The sequence below is a fragment of the Streptomyces sp. NPDC022910 genome (assembly GCF_055561075.1).
The window spans coordinates 32,351-48,782 of record NZ_JBVHHL010000034.1 but is presented as its reverse complement, the minus strand read 5'-3'; the positions used below and the strand labels follow the sequence as shown (position 1 = coordinate 48,782).

General features: G+C 69.7%; 14 protein-coding genes. 6 read left to right on the top strand and 8 right to left on the bottom strand.

Annotated elements, in window-relative coordinates:
* Positions 1-74 precede the first annotated feature (74 nt).
* Positions 75-2,324 carry an FUSC family protein gene (locus tag ACZ3TS_RS27725; protein WP_467623043.1) on the top strand — a complete coding sequence of 750 codons (2,250 nt, stop codon included), beginning with the start codon at positions 75-77 and terminating at the stop codon, positions 2,322-2,324.
* Positions 2,325-2,436: 112 nt separating this feature from the next.
* On the top strand, positions 2,437-3,594 hold the full coding sequence (locus tag ACZ3TS_RS27720; protein WP_467623040.1) for an IS30 family transposase: 1,158 nt from the start codon (positions 2,437-2,439) through the stop codon (positions 3,592-3,594).
* Between the two features lie 114 nt (positions 3,595-3,708).
* Here the strand turns inward: ACZ3TS_RS27720 and ACZ3TS_RS27715 are convergent, their stop codons facing one another.
* The gene (locus ACZ3TS_RS27715; RefSeq protein WP_467623037.1) at positions 3,709-5,346 is read right to left on the bottom strand and encodes an APC family permease; all 1,638 of its coding nucleotides are present in this window, start codon (positions 5,344-5,346) and stop codon (positions 3,709-3,711) included.
* 416 nt (positions 5,347-5,762) lie between these two features.
* Here ACZ3TS_RS27715 and ACZ3TS_RS27710 point away from each other — a divergent pair, with 416 nt between their 5' ends.
* The 3 genes from ACZ3TS_RS27710 (at position 5,763) to mgrA (ending at position 7,805) form a co-directional block, all read left to right on the top strand.
* On the top strand, positions 5,763-6,317 hold the full coding sequence (locus ACZ3TS_RS27710) for a DoxX family protein (protein WP_467623034.1): 555 nt from the start codon (positions 5,763-5,765) through the stop codon (positions 6,315-6,317).
* 175 nt (positions 6,318-6,492) lie between these two features.
* Positions 6,493-6,765, top strand: a complete 273-nt coding sequence (locus ACZ3TS_RS27705) for a hypothetical protein (protein ID WP_467623032.1) — start codon at positions 6,493-6,495, stop codon at positions 6,763-6,765.
* Positions 6,762-7,805 (top strand): L-glyceraldehyde 3-phosphate reductase, encoded by a 1,044-nt coding sequence (mgrA, locus tag ACZ3TS_RS27700; protein ID WP_467623030.1) that lies wholly within the window; start codon positions 6,762-6,764, stop codon positions 7,803-7,805. The genes ACZ3TS_RS27705 and mgrA overlap by 4 nt, the downstream gene beginning before the upstream one ends.
* A 317-nt stretch (positions 7,806-8,122) precedes the next feature.
* Here the strand turns inward: mgrA and ACZ3TS_RS27695 are convergent, their stop codons facing one another.
* From ACZ3TS_RS27695 to ACZ3TS_RS27685, 3 genes are all read right to left on the bottom strand, one after another.
* Positions 8,123-9,811 carry a PP2C family protein-serine/threonine phosphatase gene (locus ACZ3TS_RS27695; protein ID WP_467623028.1) on the bottom strand — a complete coding sequence of 563 codons (1,689 nt, stop codon included), beginning with the start codon at positions 9,809-9,811 and terminating at the stop codon, positions 8,123-8,125.
* The gene (locus tag ACZ3TS_RS27690; RefSeq protein ID WP_467623025.1) at positions 9,808-10,353 is read right to left on the bottom strand and encodes an SDR family NAD(P)-dependent oxidoreductase; all 546 of its coding nucleotides are present in this window, start codon (positions 10,351-10,353) and stop codon (positions 9,808-9,810) included. Before ACZ3TS_RS27690 ends, ACZ3TS_RS27695 begins: the two co-directional genes overlap by 4 nt.
* Before the next feature lie 414 nt (positions 10,354-10,767).
* Positions 10,768-10,893: a hypothetical protein gene (locus tag ACZ3TS_RS27685; RefSeq protein ID WP_467623023.1), complete on the bottom strand. Its 126-nt coding sequence runs from the start codon at positions 10,891-10,893 to the stop codon at positions 10,768-10,770.
* Positions 10,894-11,113: 220 nt separating this feature from the next.
* Here ACZ3TS_RS27685 and ACZ3TS_RS27680 point away from each other — a divergent pair, with 220 nt between their 5' ends.
* Positions 11,114-11,983, top strand: coding sequence for a helix-turn-helix domain-containing protein (locus ACZ3TS_RS27680; RefSeq protein WP_467623020.1), 870 nt, complete (start codon positions 11,114-11,116; stop codon positions 11,981-11,983).
* 28 nt (positions 11,984-12,011) lie between these two features.
* Here ACZ3TS_RS27680 and ACZ3TS_RS27675 read toward each other — a convergent pair whose 3' ends face one another.
* Genes ACZ3TS_RS27675 through ACZ3TS_RS27660 form a run of 4 tightly spaced genes read right to left on the bottom strand, consistent with a single transcriptional unit; the run spans position 12,012 to position 16,425 of the window.
* Positions 12,012-13,202 carry a thiolase family protein gene (locus ACZ3TS_RS27675; protein WP_467623017.1) on the bottom strand — a complete coding sequence of 397 codons (1,191 nt, stop codon included), beginning with the start codon at positions 13,200-13,202 and terminating at the stop codon, positions 12,012-12,014.
* A gap of 18 nt (positions 13,203-13,220) precedes the next feature.
* A complete protein-coding gene (locus tag ACZ3TS_RS27670; RefSeq protein ID WP_467623016.1) occupies positions 13,221-13,850 on the bottom strand; it encodes a CoA transferase subunit B in 630 nt (209 codons plus the stop codon).
* 43 nt (positions 13,851-13,893) lie between these two features.
* The gene (locus ACZ3TS_RS27665) at positions 13,894-14,652 is read right to left on the bottom strand and encodes a CoA transferase subunit A (protein ID WP_467623013.1); all 759 of its coding nucleotides are present in this window, start codon (positions 14,650-14,652) and stop codon (positions 13,894-13,896) included.
* 9 nt (positions 14,653-14,661) lie between these two features.
* Complete coding sequence (locus ACZ3TS_RS27660) at positions 14,662-16,425, bottom strand: FAD-dependent oxidoreductase (protein WP_467623010.1); 1,764 nt, start codon at positions 16,423-16,425, stop codon at positions 14,662-14,664.
* Positions 16,426-16,432 lie beyond the last annotated feature (7 nt).

The window sequence follows — 16,432 nt, the reverse complement described above, 5'->3', positions numbered from 1 at the left end:
GGGACGGCGGTCCGGCCGCCTCGTGGGATGCTGGACACGGGATCATGACGGGACGCGGGAGAGTGCAAGGCGGAGTGAGGGCGGCGGGTCGATCGGTGCGGGTGGAATTGTGGGATCGCATCGCGGCTTCGGACCCCGGACTGCTGAGATTGACGGCCGGTCTCAGAACCGTGTCCGCCATCGCGCTCACCCTGGCCGTCCTGGCGCTCGTGCGGGCCGATGTTTCCCATCTGGTGGCGGGGGCCATCGCGGCCATGGTCGCCACCTTCGCCATCCGCGAGAAGGAGCGGTCCCGGCAGGCCGTCACGCTCGCTCTGGGCCTGCCGGTGGCGCTGGTCTCCGTGTCACTCGGCGCCCTGTTGAACTCCCGTCTGGTGGCCGGTGACATCTTCTTCGTCGTGCTCATCTTCTGCGCCGTCTACGGCCGGCGCTTCGGCGACCGAGGCACGGCGCTGGGCCTGATCGGCTTCCAGGTCTACTTCCTCTCGCTCTTCGTCGGCGCGACTGTCTCCGCACTCCCGGGCCTGTACGGTGCGATCACCCTCGCCTTCCTGTGCAGCGCCGTGGCGCGCTTCGCCCTCGTGCCCGGGACCCCCTCGGGCATCCTGGACCGGTTGCGCCGTGCCTTCAGAGCCCGCCTCGCCCAACTGATCTCGGCACAGGTTGCATTGCTCGACGCCCACCCCTACCACCGGGAGAAGGCCCTCGACGACGTCCGCCGCAGGACGGCGGCGCTGCACGAGACCGCCATGATGATCCAGGGCCGGCTGGAGCAAGGGGTCTCCGACGAGTCGGTGGCCCGGCTCCTGCAGCGTCGTGTCGTCGACGCCGAGATCTCAGCCGAACGACTGGGCCTCCTGCTGCTCACCGCGCGCAGCGCCGAACGGGCCGACACGCTCACCCTGCACCTGCCCGGAGTTCCCCTCCCCTCGGGCGGCCCCCTGTCCGAACCCGACGAGACGGCCGTTACGCTGCGCCGCGACCTCGAGGCACTGCGCCTCCTGGTTGTCAGGCCCGTCCCACAGGGCAAGGGGACCGCGCTGGCCCATGTGCGCAACCGCCTCCTCGGCTACCGGGACGAGGGCAACCTGCCGCCCGCGCCGACCGCCGTGCAGGACGTCTTCCGGGGGATCGGTGAGGCATCGCGAGCGGTCCTCGGGCTGCGGATCGCCCTGGACGGGCCCCAGGACGAATCCGACGACACCCCCGCGACCACCCGCTCGCGGGAGGAACTGGACGCGGAGGACGCCGCCATCAGCGGCAGCGAAGAGGCCGGCCGGGCGGAAGAGGAACGCACCGGGCTGGAGCGCTACACCACGCGCGCGGCCGTACAGGTGGCCGTGGGATCAGCCCTCGCCATCGTCGGGGGGGAGCTTCTCTCCCGTCAGCGGTGGTACTGGGCGGTACTGACCTGCTGGATCGTCTTCATCAACACCGCGTCCACCGGCGAGATCCTCGTCAAGGGTTACCGTCGGCTGCTGGGGACCGTCCTCGGCGTGGTGGCAGGCATCGGGCTGGCCGGGCTGGTCGGGCATCACACATGGACGGCGTTCGCGCTGGTGCTGGTCTTCATCTTCGCGATGTTCTACACAGCACCGCTGTCCTACACGCTGATGTCCTTCTTCGTCACCGCGATGCTCGGCCTGCTCTACACACTCCTCCACGCCTACAGCCTCTCCGTGCTGTTCCTGCGCATCCAGGAGACAGCGCTGGGCGCGGCCTGCGGAATCGTTGCGGCAGCGCTGGTCCTGCCGGTCCACACCGATCGCCGTACCAACGAACTCCTCACCACGGTGCTGGCCCGCCTCGCCGAAGTCACCGACGCCGCGGTCGACCAGCTCAGCGGCGGGCGCGCGGTGGACCTCCTCGACAAGGCACGCGATCTGGACCAGGCCCTGGCAGACATGAGTGCCTCCACACAACCGCTGACCCACCCGATCACGCCTCTGCGGGCCCGGCGGGACACCGCCCGCTACATCGTCGCGATGCTGGAGACCTGCGCCTACCACGCGCGCTCACTGGCGGCGACCGCCGAACTGCTGCCCGAGCACCCCTCGATCGCCGCGGATCCCCGACTGCGGGGGGCGGGGCGGCGCATCGTGGGCAACATCGAGGCGATCGCCGCGCATGTCGCGGACGAGCACAGCACCGCCCGGATCGAGACCGGACCCAGCATCGCGTCCATGCTCAGGCCGGGAACCCTCGGCGCACCACGGTACGACCGCGTCACCGACCGGGTGCTGCGGCATCTGCAGCGCCTGGACGAAGCGGTGGCCGGCCTGGCCCGTCCGCTCGACGTCCGGGCTGTCAGACCCGAGAACTGACGCAGCCGAAGATCGCTTGCGGGCCATTGACAGTTCGGGCCATTGACAGCAGGGGTCAACAAGCCCTGGCGGTTTCCATCGGTGGTTGCGACTGCTGGATGGAGTCCGTCTGATGCCGAAGCATCCGCCAAATCGCTTGCCGCTGTCGGTGCCCAAGAGGTACTTCGAACTGCGTAGAGGTGGCCTGAAAGGGGCAGCCGCTGCCCGCCATGTGGGCGTATCCACCAGCGCGGGCTCGGTGTGGTTCATCAAGGCTGGACGCATGCTGCTGCCCGACAGACCCATCGACGCACGCTACCTAAGCCAGGACGACCGGATCACGATTGCCGAGGGCCTGCTCGCCGGTCGCACGGCTTCAGCGATCGCCGGGGAGATTGGCAAACACCGCTCGACCGTCTACCGGGAGATCTCCCGCGGCCGCGGTCCCAACGGCACATACAACCCCTGGTGGTCACACAACCAGGCCATCTGGCGCCGACGCCGTCCCAAGCCGGAGAAAATCCGAGCAAACCCTCAACTACGTGACCTCGTCAACGACAAACTCAAAGAGCGCTGGTCACCGCAGCAGATCACCCGGTACCTGGCCCGCACCCGCCCCGGACAGCCAGCGATGAACGCCTGCCCAGAGACCATCTACCGCGCCCTCTACAACGGACTGCTCGACAAGCGCACCGCCCGGCTGCGAAGCCGACACACTCGCCGCAAGAAGCAGCGCCGCGGCATACCCATCAAGAACGCCATCCCGCGCATGCGACCAGTTCACACACGCCCCCGCGAGGCCGAGGAACGCCGCCAAGCCGGCCACTGGGAAGGAGACCTCATCCTCGGCAGAGCACAAAGCTCTGCGATCGGCACACTGGTCGACCGCGCTACCCGCTACGTCCGCCTCATCCACCTACCCGACGGCTGGAAAGCCCCACAGATACGCGACGCGCTCGTCGAGCAGACCACCGACCTGCCCGCTTCGCTGCGACGCACCCTCACCTGGGACCAAGGCCGCGAACTCTACCTCCACGAGCAGATAGAGGACCTGACAGGATTCCGGATCTACTTCTGCGACCCGCACAGCCCCTGGCAACGCGGCACCAACGAAAACACCAACGGGCTGCTCCGCGAGTACTTCCCTAAAGGCACCGACCTCACCCCCTACACCGCCCGCGACCTCGCGCAAGTCGAACGGCAACTCAACGAACGCCCACGCCACATCCTCGGAGACCGCACCCCTGCCGAGGCCATGAGACGCTGGTCAAGACAACTCGCCTACTGCTGATTCGCAACGATCAGTGGAAACCGCCCCTCGTGCCGAAAGCTCTCCTGCCACGTCAGACGTTCCGTCAGCCACAGCCGGGCGGCTGTGGCTGACGGAACGAAGTGCGCGGTCGGTTCAGTGCGCCGGTGCGTCGGTGACCACGACCTCTTCGATGCTCCGCTCGATCTCCTCGGGCCGGGACGCGGTGGCCTTCGCCCAGTAGTAGACGGCCAGCGAGAAGGCCGCGACGACCAGGATGTCCCACCACAGGTCGATGTGGCCCTGGCCGCCAAAGCCGCCCTGCCAGGAGATCAGGCCCATGCCCACAAGGTAGGCGGGCAGCCACTGGGCGGCCCTCCAGTCCAGCCGGGGCGCGTCCGGCAGGCGCTTGCTGGTGGCGTACCAGGCGTAGCCACCGAGGAGCACATAGCCGAGGACGATCGCCACGCCGAGCCGCCACAGCGTGTCCCAGCCGGCCCAGTAGATGATCAGGTTGGCGACCACGAAGGACAGCGGTGAGATCACCTTGCCGCCGGGCAGGCGGTAGGGGCGCTCGTGGTGCGGGAGCCGGTCGGCGAAGACGCCGTAGGCCAGCGGCGCACCGGCGTACATCAGGACGCTCGCGGAGGTGATGAAGCCGACCAGCTCCTGCCAGCTCGGGAAGGGCAGGAAGCAGATCACGCCGGTCAGGAAGGAGATGACCAGGCCGAACCACGGCACGCCCCGCGCATCGGTCTTCTCGAAGACCTTGGGCGCATAGCCGTTCTTGGCCAGGCCGTAGGAGACACGCGAGGTCGCGGTGGTGTAGATCAGGCCGGTGCCGCCGGGAGAGATCACGGCGTCGATGTACAGCACCACGCTCAGCCAGCCGAGGCCCACCAGCGTCGCCACGCCCGCCCAAGGGCCGCTGATGCCCGGGAAGTCGAGCTTGGCCCAGCCGTGCGCGAAGGAGCTGAGCGGCAGCGCGCCGATGAACACGACCTGGAGGAGTACGTAGATGACCGCCCCGATGGCGACCGAGCCGAGCGTGGCGCGCGGCAGGTCACGCTTCGGGTCGCGGCTCTCACCCGCCAGCTGGATCGCCTGCTCGAAGCCGAGCAGGGCGAAGATGATGCCGCTGGAGCTGATGGCGCTCAGCACGCCCTTGGCTCCGAACGGGGCGAAGCCCTGGGCGGTGAAGTTGTGCGGGTGGAAGTTGCCCACCGCGATGATGAAGATCGCGGCCAGCGGCACGGCGATCTTCCACCAGGTGGCCGCGCTGTTGGTGTGGGCCAGGATCCGCACGCCGAGGAAGTTGACCAGGACGAAGACGGCCATCAGGACGACCGCCACGGCGAAACCGCTGGTCGTCAGCGTGCCGTCGCTGTGCTGGAGTCCCTTCGCCCACTCCCAGTGCCCGGCGTAGCCGATCATCGCCTCGACCTCGATCGGAGCCACGGTCGCCGCCTGCAGCCAGGAGAACCAGCCGAAGGACATGCCCGCCAGGCCACCGAACGCGTAGTGCGGGTAGCGGGCCGTGCCGCCCGCCACCGGGAACATGCCGCCGAGCTCGGCGTGCACCAGCGCCAGCAGGACGATCGCGACCGCGCCGATCAGCCAGGAGATGATCGCTGCGGGTCCGGCCGTCACGACGGCCTTCTCGGCGCCGTAGAGCCAGCCGGAGCCGATGATGGAACCGACCGAGGCCCACATCAGTCCGATCAGACCGACGTCCCGCCGGAGACCGGTGGGGTCCCGGGTGACGTCGGGGGCTGCACGGTCGACACTCACCATGTCAAGGGGCCTCTCACTATCTGAACACGAAATTAACGGTCAACGGCGGCTCAGAGTAGGAATTCAGCCCGCCCGGCAGAAGCCCATTGCCTGAAATTTGACCCTTCCGCGAGGAGTTCTTTTGCTCGGGTTTTGCGCAGGTCAGCTATGGGTGGCGTATGTCACTATTCAGTTCTGAAATATGAGAAGAGGGTAAGACAGGCCGCTGAGTCGGGAGATTTTGACCCCGCGGGGCAGGGTCGAGGACCTCCCCGTGCCGCCGGACCGCCGAAATGCGTGATCAAACCGATTGCGGAAGTATGGGCAGGGGTGGTCTGTGCCCTGCGGCGATGCGCAGGGGCTCGCCGCCGACCGGTGACTCGACGTGTGTTCGAGCTGGGATCAGTGCCCTTCGGCCTTCCCGCCGGAGCATTCAGATGGCGAACCGCAACACGACCGGACCGTCGGCTCCCACGGAACCGGCAGCGCGGTACACCACCGGGCCGCGGTCGTCGGCCCACGACTGGGGACTGCTTCTCATCAGGCTGACCTTCGGACTGCTGATGGCCGGGCACGGCGCGCGGAAACTCTTCGGGATCTTCGATGGCGAGGGCCTGGATGCCACCGCGAAGGTGTTCGCCGCCCTCGGCTACCACCCGGCAAAGTTGTTCGCTGTGATCGGCGGTCTCTCCGAGTTCCTGGGCGGCCTCGGTCTGGCCCTTGGGCTCTTCACCCCACTCGCAGCCGCCGCGCTCATCGGCGTGATGATCAATGCCATGGTGAACGTCACTGGTGCCCACGGCCTGTGGGAGACCGACGGAGGCGTCGAGTACAGCGTCGGCATCTCCGTCGTCGCCCTCGCGATCACCGCCATCGGTCCGGGCCGGCTGGCCCTCGACCGGTTCTTCCCCTGGGGTGGGGGTGGCTGGGCCCACGCCGCCTTCGCCCTCGGACTCGGCGGCATCACCGCCGCGCTCGCGCTCACGCTTTGAACGCCGGCGACCGGTCGACCGGAGCCTTCACCGCTGCCTTCGGGCTCCCTGTCGCTGCGCAAGGGCGGCGCAACACGGGGCAGCCCTGGAAGAACCCGGCGACGGTGCGCCAGACCCTCGACACCGTCTACAGCGCCGACCCTTCGGGCCTGCCGGCAACGACGACCTCGGCACCATGTCGGCCTGGTACGTCTTCTCCTGCCTGGGCCTGTACCCGCGAACTCCCGGAAACGCGCACTGCTCCTCGGCGCCCCGGTCTTCCCACACGCGGTGCTCGATTCGGCCGGGCCGCGCCGACGCGGCGACCACTCCTGATTCAGAAGCGCAACTGCTGAATCCGATGACGAGGAACTGTTGGACTTCAGGATCACGCAGGGGCAGTGTGGACCAGGTCCCCTCGGTCCGACGGGGCGCCCTTTCACTGCACCACCCGGAGATCACCCGATGAACCACGTCGCGGATCCTGAGCGTTACAACGGCACCATGCGCTACCGGCGCACCGGGCGCTCAGGACTCGACCTTCCCGTACTGTCGTTGGGTTACTGGCACAACTTCGGAGACGACAGGCCGTTCGAGACCCAGCGCGAGATCGCCCTGCGTGCCTTCGACCTCGGGATCACCCACCACGACCTCGCCAACAACTACGGCCCTCCCTACGGCTCGGCCGAGATCAACTTCGGGCGCCTGATGAAGCAGGACCTCGCGCCGTACCGGGACGAACTGGTGGTCTCCACCAAGGCCGGCTGGGACATGTGGCCCGGGCCGTACGGCCAGGGCGGCGGCTCCCGCAAATACGTCCTCGCCTCTCTGGACCAGTCACTGCGTCGCATGGGGCTGGAGTACGTCGACATCTTCTACTCCCACCGACTCGACGCCACCACCCCGCTCGAGGAGACCATGGGGGCGCTCGACACCGCCGTCCGCCAGGGCAAGGCTCTCTACGTCGGCATCTCGTCCTACGACGCCGAGCGCACCCGTGAAGCGGCTGCCATCCTCCGCGAACTGGGTACGCCGCTGCTCATCCACCAGCCGTCCTACAACATGCTCAACCGGTGGATCGAGACCGACGGCCTGCTCGACACCGCCGAGCAGGAAGGCTTCGGCGTCATCGGTTTCACCGCCCTCGCCCAGGGGCTGCTGACCGGACGCTACCTCGACGGCATCCCCTCGGATTCGCGGGCGGCACAGGACAAGTCGTTCGACACCACCTGGCTGTCGCAGGACATGCTGCACAGGCTGCGCGCACTCGACGACATCGCGGCCCGCCGCGGCCAGACGCTGGCACAGATGGCCCTCGCCTGGGCCCTGCGGGACGAACGCGTCACCTCGCTCGTCATCGGAGCCTCCCGCACCGAACAGCTGGAGCAGAACGTGGCCGCCCTGGACAACCCGCACTTCAGCAGCGAGGAACTGGCCGAGATCGACAAGTACGCCACCGACGCCGGCGTCGACCTGTGGCAGAGCGCCCGCCTCGGAACCCTTGCCTGACCATCCAGCCTGACCCGGTTCCCGGTCAGTGCGGTGTGGGCGGTCATCGGGGTGGGGATCCCTGATCCGGAACGGTGGCGCGTCCGCACTGACAGGCGAGCATCTGCGCACGCCGGCAGCCCTGGCCGACGGCGATCCGCGGGTGGTGCGCTCGGGGCCGGAAAACGAGATCCTCCACGACGACGAGAGACTGCGCGACCACGCCCGCGCGACACGGGCGGCCATCAAAGGGCACGGCCTGGCTCAGGCCGGCGCGGACCCTGTCATCAGCCGCACCGGAAGTGCGCGCGTCGGATCTTCCGCCGGCGCGGCGGGCGTCAGCCGCGCCGGCGGAGGCGGGTTCTGGCCAGGAGGAGGGTGGCGTCGTCGGGCGCGGCCTGCCTGCACATGGTGGCGACGGCTGCCGAGCACAGGTGGTCCAGCGACAGGCCGGGAGGGGACAGGGCAGCGGCGAGGCGGTCGAGCCCCGCGTCGATGTCCTCAGTGGGGGTTTCGACCAGGCCGTCGGTGAACAGGGCGATCACGGTCTCTTCGGGGATCTTGAGTTCCGCCGACTCGAAGAGCGGCAGACCGAGGCCGATCGGCACGCCTGCAGGGATCTCCGGGTAGGTCGCCTCACCCGCCGGACTGACAAGGAGGGGCGGCGGATGTCCGGCCCGGGCGACCTCCAGACGCTGACCGGCGGGGTCGTAGACGGCATACAGGCAAGTGGCCCCCATCGCCGTGCCCGGGATGTCCCCGTCCTTCTCCGCGAGACCGGTCACGGTGCGGTCGAGGCGGGTCAGGAGCTCGTCGGGGGGCAGGTCCATGTCCGCGAGGGTGTGCAACGCCGTGCGCAGCCGACCCATCGTCGCCGCGGCGTTGATGCCGTGCCCGACCACGTCACCGACGACCAGGGCCACCCGATTGCCGGGCAGCAGGATGACGTCGTACCAGTCACCTCCCACACCGTGTTCAATGTCCGCCGGACGGTAGTGAGAGGCGACCTCGACGGCGCTGCCACCGCTGATCCGTCCGGGGAGGAGGGTGCGCTGGAGGGCGACGGCCGCGCGGCGCTCGCGGGTGTACCGGCTGGCGTTGTCCAGGCTCAGCGCGGCACGGCTGACGAGTTCATCGGCAAGGAGCCGATCGTCCTGCTCGAAGGGGGCGGGGTTCTCGTTCCGGACGAACACCGCGACGCCGAGCGCCGTTCCGCGTGCCTGAATCGGCGCGATGATCAGGCTGTGCATTCCGGTGTACTCGATGACCCGGCCGCGCTGCGGATCCAGGTCCAACCAGGCGGGGAGGTCGAGAACCGGTTCGACGTAGGACTGGCCCGAAAGCAGGACCTGGGTGAACGGCGAGTTCGCAGGGACGAAGACCGGAGCTCCGTCCCCCCACAACGCCTCCGGAATCCCTTCGTGGATCGATGCCGTTCCCGCGCGGCGGAACACCGGGATGCGCCCGGCGTCCACACCCATCCGCGCCAAGGGCTCCTCCCCCAGGGGCACGGACTCCGCCAGATCCACGGTGACGTAGTCGGCAAACCGCGGCACGGCGAAGTCGGCGAGCTCCTGCGCGGTGCGCATGACGTCCAAAGTGGTGCCGATACGGGTGCTGGCCTCGCTCAGCATCACGAGACGTTCGACAGCGGGACGGTCGTCGGTCGCGGCAACGAGCCAGCCGACCCGGCCGTCCTGCCCCGAGAGCCGGGAGACCCGCACGCCCACGTCCAGGCTTCGACCGTCCCGGTGGCGTACCCGTACCGTGCCGCCGCTGCCGCCCGAGACCCGCCATCGGCGTGCCGCATCCCTTCCATCCGTATCAGCGCCCGAAGGGGCCAGGAGCTGTGAGACGGGCCGGCCCAGCACCTCCTCGGCCGGGTAGCCGAGCAGCCGCTGAGCACCGCCCGTCCATCCGGCCACCACGCCGTCCGCATCCACCACCACCGCCGCGTAAGCCGTCTCCAGTGGCGTGCGATTCGTATGGGAGCCGCGGTCGGAAGGAGCTTCCTCAGGACTGCTCATGGACTTCTCCCGGTGACCGGCGGCCGTGTGCCGGTCTGGACCGCGCGCTCGAGGTCCTCGTCCTCGATCCGGACGTCGGTGCGGACCGTGAGGGCTGTATTGCCGGACTGACGGATCTGCTCGTCGACGCGGTCCAGTTCCCGCTGGCGACGTGCGGCGAGGACCGCCTCGGCGCCCTGCGCGGCGAGCGCCTCGGCGGCCGCCTCTCCGATCCCTGACGTCGCGCCCGTGACCAGCGCCGCTCTGCCGTGCAGACGGTCGGCGGGGGTACGCGGGTGCCGCCTGGGGACGGCGGCGGGTGGCGGCCGTGTGCGCTTCCCGTCGGTATGGCCGGAGTGCTGAGGCGCATGATCGGCCTCCTGCGGCTTGCTGTGGTGCTGCGAAACGTTCGTTGGCGACGCTGGTTGGCGACACGCTCCTTGCCCTGCCTTCAGCCTGGTGCAGGGTTGCGAGCAGGGATCGGGCCTCCGCCTCACGGGCTCGGGCGACAACGCCGCGCGGCGGGCGCTGAGGAAGTCGCTCAGCGGCTCGTTGCGGGCCATGGGTTCATCCTCTCTCTCCCTCCCCTAGGCACGCGTTCTGCCCCACTTGACCCTGTCCCTTTCCAGGATGCGTCCTCCGGGGGCGGGCCGGACCTGGCCAGGGACCTGGACGGGACGTGCAGGCGGTTGTGTGGGGGCTGCCCAACCGGGAGGCCCTGGCGCGTGGCCGACAACGCCGGTGACCCGGACCGGCGCCCTGCCGCGCAGTCGCTCCGCTCGTTGCCCCACCCCCGGGGCCTGATGCCGAGCTGTCGGACCGCCGGGGCGTCGTACGCGGGAGCTGATGACGCACCGTGCGGCAAGAACGGGCCGTCGGTGGCGCTCAGGGTGCCGGTGTTCTCGACGACGTCGGCCGCGGCACCTGCGCCGCGCAGGGAGCCTGCCACGGCGCAGGGAACCCTGTCGTCCGGGCTTCTACTCGCGCAGCTCCGGCGGCTCGTTGTCCAGTCCGAGATCGGTGGCGACGTCGTAGGCGACCGCGGCATGCCCCGCCGCGGGGTGGGCTGTGTCGGCGCCGAGATCGAAGGCGGCACCTTCCATCGCCTGCTCCAGCTCTTTCTCCTCCCGACGCGAACAGCCTCGTGGTGTTGACTGCTCCCTCCCTGAGGGGAGGGGGGTCTCTCCCTCAGGGGTGAGCGGGGATTTCTGGCTAGCTCACGCTGCCAGGCGGGGCAGCGCCCGGGCCTTCCCGACCTTCTCGACGCCACGACGACCGTATGGTTAATTATTCAATTAACGGAGGTGACGAGGAGGTCGCGCCATGACGGAGCTCGGTCTGAGCGACACGGTCGGGATTCTGCGGCAGCCCGGCGTGCGGCCGCGGTGCAGCAGTGCGGGACTGGGATGGGAGCGGCTGTACGTCTCGACGCAGGAGGAGCAGCCGTATCGCGCCGAGTTCGATCCGGCCCCCACGCATCTGCTGATCCTGCATCTCAGCGGGCCCGTCACCGTGCGGCGAGGGCGGGGCGCGGGGACACGGTCCGGAAAGATCCCCGCCGGAGGGCTTTTCCTTCAGCCGGCCGGCCGGACCCTGGCCGTCGAGCTCGGAGGGCGGCTCGACACGGTCCACGCCTATCTCGCGGACCAGGCGTTGCGCGAGGCCAATGACGGGCGGCCCGTCGAGCTGTCGGAGGAGCTCGGTACCACGGATCCTCTGGCCGAGCAGCTCCTGCTCGCCCTGGAAGGCACGGTGCGGCGCTGGGAGCCGTCGGCCCGGACGTACGCCGACCATCTGACGGGCATGCTGGCCTCGCAGCTCGTACGGCGACACGGCTCCCGTGCGGACGCCCCGCGCCCCGTCCGGTCAGGGTTGTCCGACCGGCAGCTCGCGGCCGTCCGGGAGCTCATGGAGGAGCGGCTCGCGGAGCCGCTGCCCATCGGGGACCTCGCCGCGGCGGTCGCGCTGAGCCGCAGCCAGTTCACGCGGCAGTTCCGGGCGAGGACGGGACGCTCGCCGCACCAGTACCTGCTCTCCTTGAGGCTGGAGCACGCGTGCCGGCTGCTGCGCACCGGGGCCAGGCCGATCGGGGAGGTGGCCGTCGAGTGCGGGTTCTCCCACCAGGAGCATCTGACGCGGGTGATGCGCGCCCGGCTCGGCACGACCCCGGCCGCCCTGCGTCGCGCGAGCTGAGACCTCCCCGAACGGACCGACCGGCGCGTCAGCGTTCCAGTACCAGCGCCAGCGCCTGCCCCACCCCGATGCACAGCGCCGCCAGCCCGGTGCCGGTGCCCGCGGCGGCCAGCTGGTGGGCGACGGCCCCGGTGATGCGGGCCCCCGACGCGCCCAGCGGGTGACCGATGGCGATCGCGCCGCCGCGGGGGTTGACCACGGACGGGTCCAGCTCCGGCAGCGCGGCCAGGCAGGCAAGCACCTGGGCGGCATAGGCCTCGTTGAGCTCGATCGTGTGCAGGTCACCGGGAGCGACGTCCGCCTTGGTCAGGACCTTACGAATGGCGTCCACCGGGCCGAGTCCGAAGTGCTGCGGCTCGATCCCGGTGACGGCGGCGGCCCGCACGCGTGCCAGCGGTTCGCGGCCGATCGCCGCGAGCCCGTCCTCGTCGGCGAGCAGAAGGGCGGCCGCCCCGTCGTTGAGTGGCGAGGCGTTGCCGGCGGTGACGGTGCCGTCCGCCAGGAAGGCCGGTTTCAGTGTGGCGAGGGCCTCGAGGGAGGTGTTGTCGCGGATGTTCTCGTCGCGAAGCAGTTCGACGCCCTCGGTGGGGACCACCTCTCCGTCGTACAGTCCCTCGCGCCAGGCACGTGCGGCGTTGCGGTGGCTGGCGAGCGCGAACGCGTCCTGGTCAGCCCGGGTGATTGCGTACTTGGCGCCGACGAGCTCCGCGCTTTCGCCGAGCGGGATCGTCCACTCCCCCGGCATCCTCGGATTGACCATGCGCCAGCCGAGCGTGGTCGAGTACAGCTGCTGGTCCCTCGCGGGGAAGGCACGCTCCGGCTTCGGCAGCACCCAGGGGGCACGGCTCATGGACTCGACACCGCCGGCGACCGCGATGGACGCGTCGCCGAGGGCGATGGCACGGGCCGCCTGGATCACGGCCTCCATTCCGGAGCCGCAGAGCCGGTTGACCGTCGCGCCCGGCACGCTGACGGGAAGTCCCGCCAGCAGGACCGCCATGCGGGCCACGTCGCGGTTCTCCTCACCGGCCCCGTTGGTGTTGCCGAACAGCACGTCGTCGATGCGCGCCGGGTCCAGTACCGGGCTCCGGTCGACAAGGGCGCGCAGCACGCCCGCCGCGAGGTCGTCGGGGCGTACGGCGGACAGGGCGCCCCCGTAACGGCCGAAGGGGGTGCGGACGGCGTCTACGACGTATACATCACGCGGTCGCTCGATCATCGGGGGCTCCTTGCGGGACTAGCAGGTGAGGGTGACGGGTGTGCAAGCGGCGACCTGAGAGGCCGTCACACCCGGTGCCATCTCGACGAGTTCCAGGCCCCACGGTGTGACGTCCAGGACGCACAGGTCGGTGATGATCCGGTCCACGCACGCCCGCCCCGTCAGCGGCAGCGTGCACTGCTCGACGATCTTCGGGCTGCCGTCCTTCGCCGTGTGGTCCATCAGGACCACGACCCGGCGGGCGCCGTGGACGAGGTCCATCGCACCGCCCATGCCTTTGATCATCTTGCCGGGAATCGCCCAGTTGGCCAGGTCACCCCGGGCCGACACCTGCAACGCGCCGAGGACGGCGGTGTCGATGTGGCCGCCGCGGATCATGCCGAAGGAGAGCGAGGAGTCGAAGAACGACGCTCCCGGGCGCACGGTGACGGTCTCCTTGCCCGCGTTGACGAGGTCCGCGTCGACCTCGTCGGGCGTCGGGTACGGCCCCACGCCCAGCAGCCCGTTCTCCGAGTGCAGGACGACGTCCACGTCCGGTGGGAGGAAGTCGGCGACCAGCGTGGGCAGTCCGATGCCGAGGTTGACGTAGTCGCCGTCCCGCAGCTCGCGCGCGGCCCGCGCCGCCATCTCGTGTCTGTTCCAGCTCACGGCTTGCGCACCGCCCTCCACGAAGGCGACGAAGGGTGCTGGTTCATCGCTCGCGCACCGTCCTCTTCTCGATTCCCTTGTCGGCCGCCTGTTCGGGGGCGAGCGCCACGACCCGTTGCACGAACACACCCGGCAAGTGGACCTCGTCGGGGTCGAGTTCTCCCGGCTCGACCAGTTCCTCCACCTCGGCGACGGTGATCCGACCGGCCATCGCCGCCAGGGGGTTGAAGTTGCGGGCCGCGCGGTGGAAGACAAGGTTGCCGTGCCGATCCCCTCGGGCTGCCCTGACCAGGGCGAAGTCGGTGGTGATGGCGCGTTCCAGGACGTACTCCGCGTCGTCGAAGACACGCACCTCCTTGGCTGGTGAGGCAACGGAGACCGATCCGTCGCCGGCGTACCGCCACGGCAGTCCGCCCTCCTGGACCTGTGTGCCGACGCCGGCCGGGGTGTAGAAGGCCGGAATGCCGCAGCCGCCGGCGCGCAACCGTTCCGCGAGGGTGCCTTGCGGGATCAACTCGACTTCCAGTTCGCCCGCGAGGTACTGGCGCGCGAACTCCTTGTTGTCGCCGACGTACGAGCCCGTGACCCGGACGATCCGGCCCGCGGCCAGCAGGACGCCGAGGCCGCGGCCGTCCACGCCGCAGTTGTTCGACACCACGTGGAGGTCGCGCGCTCCGGTCGCGTACAGGGCACCGATGAGGACCTCCGGAACTCCGCTCAGCCCGAAGCCGCCGACGGCGAACGACTGTCCGTCCATCGCATCCGCCAGGGCCTCTTCCGCGGTGGCCACTTGCTTGTCCATGGCCTCTCCCTAACGCCCCAACACCTGGCGGAGGGCACCGAGCAGCTCCGCCCGGGCCGATCCCGCGGTCTCGGGCGCGGTGGCGCGGCGCCAGGCGACATGGCCGTCCGGGCGCACCAGCAGCACCCCGTCCTCGGCTATCTCGCTCACGCGGCTCCATTCGCCGTACGCATCACGGGAATCGGCGTCACCGATGCGCACGAACCGCAGCGGTACGCCGAGTTCGTCCCGGCACGCTGCCGCCGCCGCGTCCCACGCGCCGCCCGACAGGCCGGTGAGTACGGTGAAGAGACCGCTGCCGACGACGTCGAGCGTGGAGATCCGCTCGCCGCGGGCATCGACGAGCCAGGCGTGCGGAAGCTTGGCGCCCGGCCGGGTCGTCGGCCGCGCCACCAGCTCACGGTCCTCGACCCAGTCTTCGTCGGTGCCGTCGTCGGGGACAACCGCACCGGAGACATAGCGCTGGTTCATCTCCACGCCGTGCGCGTTGAATTCATAGTTCTTGAGCTGGACCGCCTCCTCGAGCAGGCGCCGTCTCTTGGCACCGTCGGGCGACCCGGCGCGCAGCGCCGCAAGGCCCTCGGCGATGGTCTCCTCGTCGCTTCCGGCGCCGACGCCGAGCACCTCGAAGATGGGACCGAACTGGTCGCGGCTGAGGTTGGCCCGCTCCACGATCTGCCGCCCGACGGGGGCGCGTTCGGCCGTGTAGCTGTCGAGCAGCGCGGGTCCCGCCTCGCCGCGGATCACCATGGCGAGCTTCCATGCGAGGTTGTAGGCGTCCTGGACCGAGGTGTTGGAACCGAGCCCGTTGGACGGCGGATGCCGGTGCACGGCGTCGCCCGCGCAGAACACCCGCCCGGACCCATACGCCTTCGCGTAGCTGTGATTCACGGTCCACAGTGACGTCGATGTGATCTCCACCGGCAGCTCGGGGTCGCCGACGAGGTCGCGGACGATGCGGCGTGCGTGCGCCTCGTCCACCGCGGGCGGCGGCTGCTCGATGTCGTAACCCCACACCAGCAGCCACTCGTTCCACGGGCGGACCATACGGACCAGGCCCATGCCGATACCGCCCGTCTCCGCGCCCGGCCTCAGCACCCAGTACAGGACGCTCGGTCGGTGGGCGCAGTACCTGGCGAGGTCGGCCTTGAAGACGATGTTCATGCTGCCGGCCTTGCCCATGCGCCCGTCGAAGGACAGTCCGAGCTGCTCCGCGACGGTGCTGCGTCCGCCGTCCGCACCGATCAAGTAACGGGCGCGTACGGTGAATTCGTCGCCGCGGACCCGGTCGCGCAGCAGTGCCGTGACGCCGTCCTCGTCCTGGGTGAAGCTGAGGAACTCGGTGTCGAAGCGCACCTTGGCGCCACGCGCGGCCGCCTTGCTCACCAGGATCGGCTCCAGGTAGGTCTGCGGCAGGTCGATCATCTGGCAGGGGCTCTTCGACGCGTACTCGGTGAGCGAGTCCGGGCCCGTGCCCCAGCTGCGGATCCGGCCGATCTCCTCGCCGGTCAGGGAGGTGCACAGGACCGTGTCCCCCATGAGCTGGGACGGACTGCCGAGCGCGAGAGCCTCGCTCTCGACGCCGAGGTCGCGCAGCACCTCCATGGTGCGCTGGTTGGTGATGTGTGCCCGCGGGGTGTTGGCCAGCCAGCCGTACTTCGTCACCAGCAGGGTGCGTATCCCGTACGTGGCCAGCAGCAGGGCGGCCGAGCCTCCGGCGGGGCCGCTGCCGACGACAAGGACGTCGGTGTCGTAGGTGTCCGTGCGATTCATGGGGGGC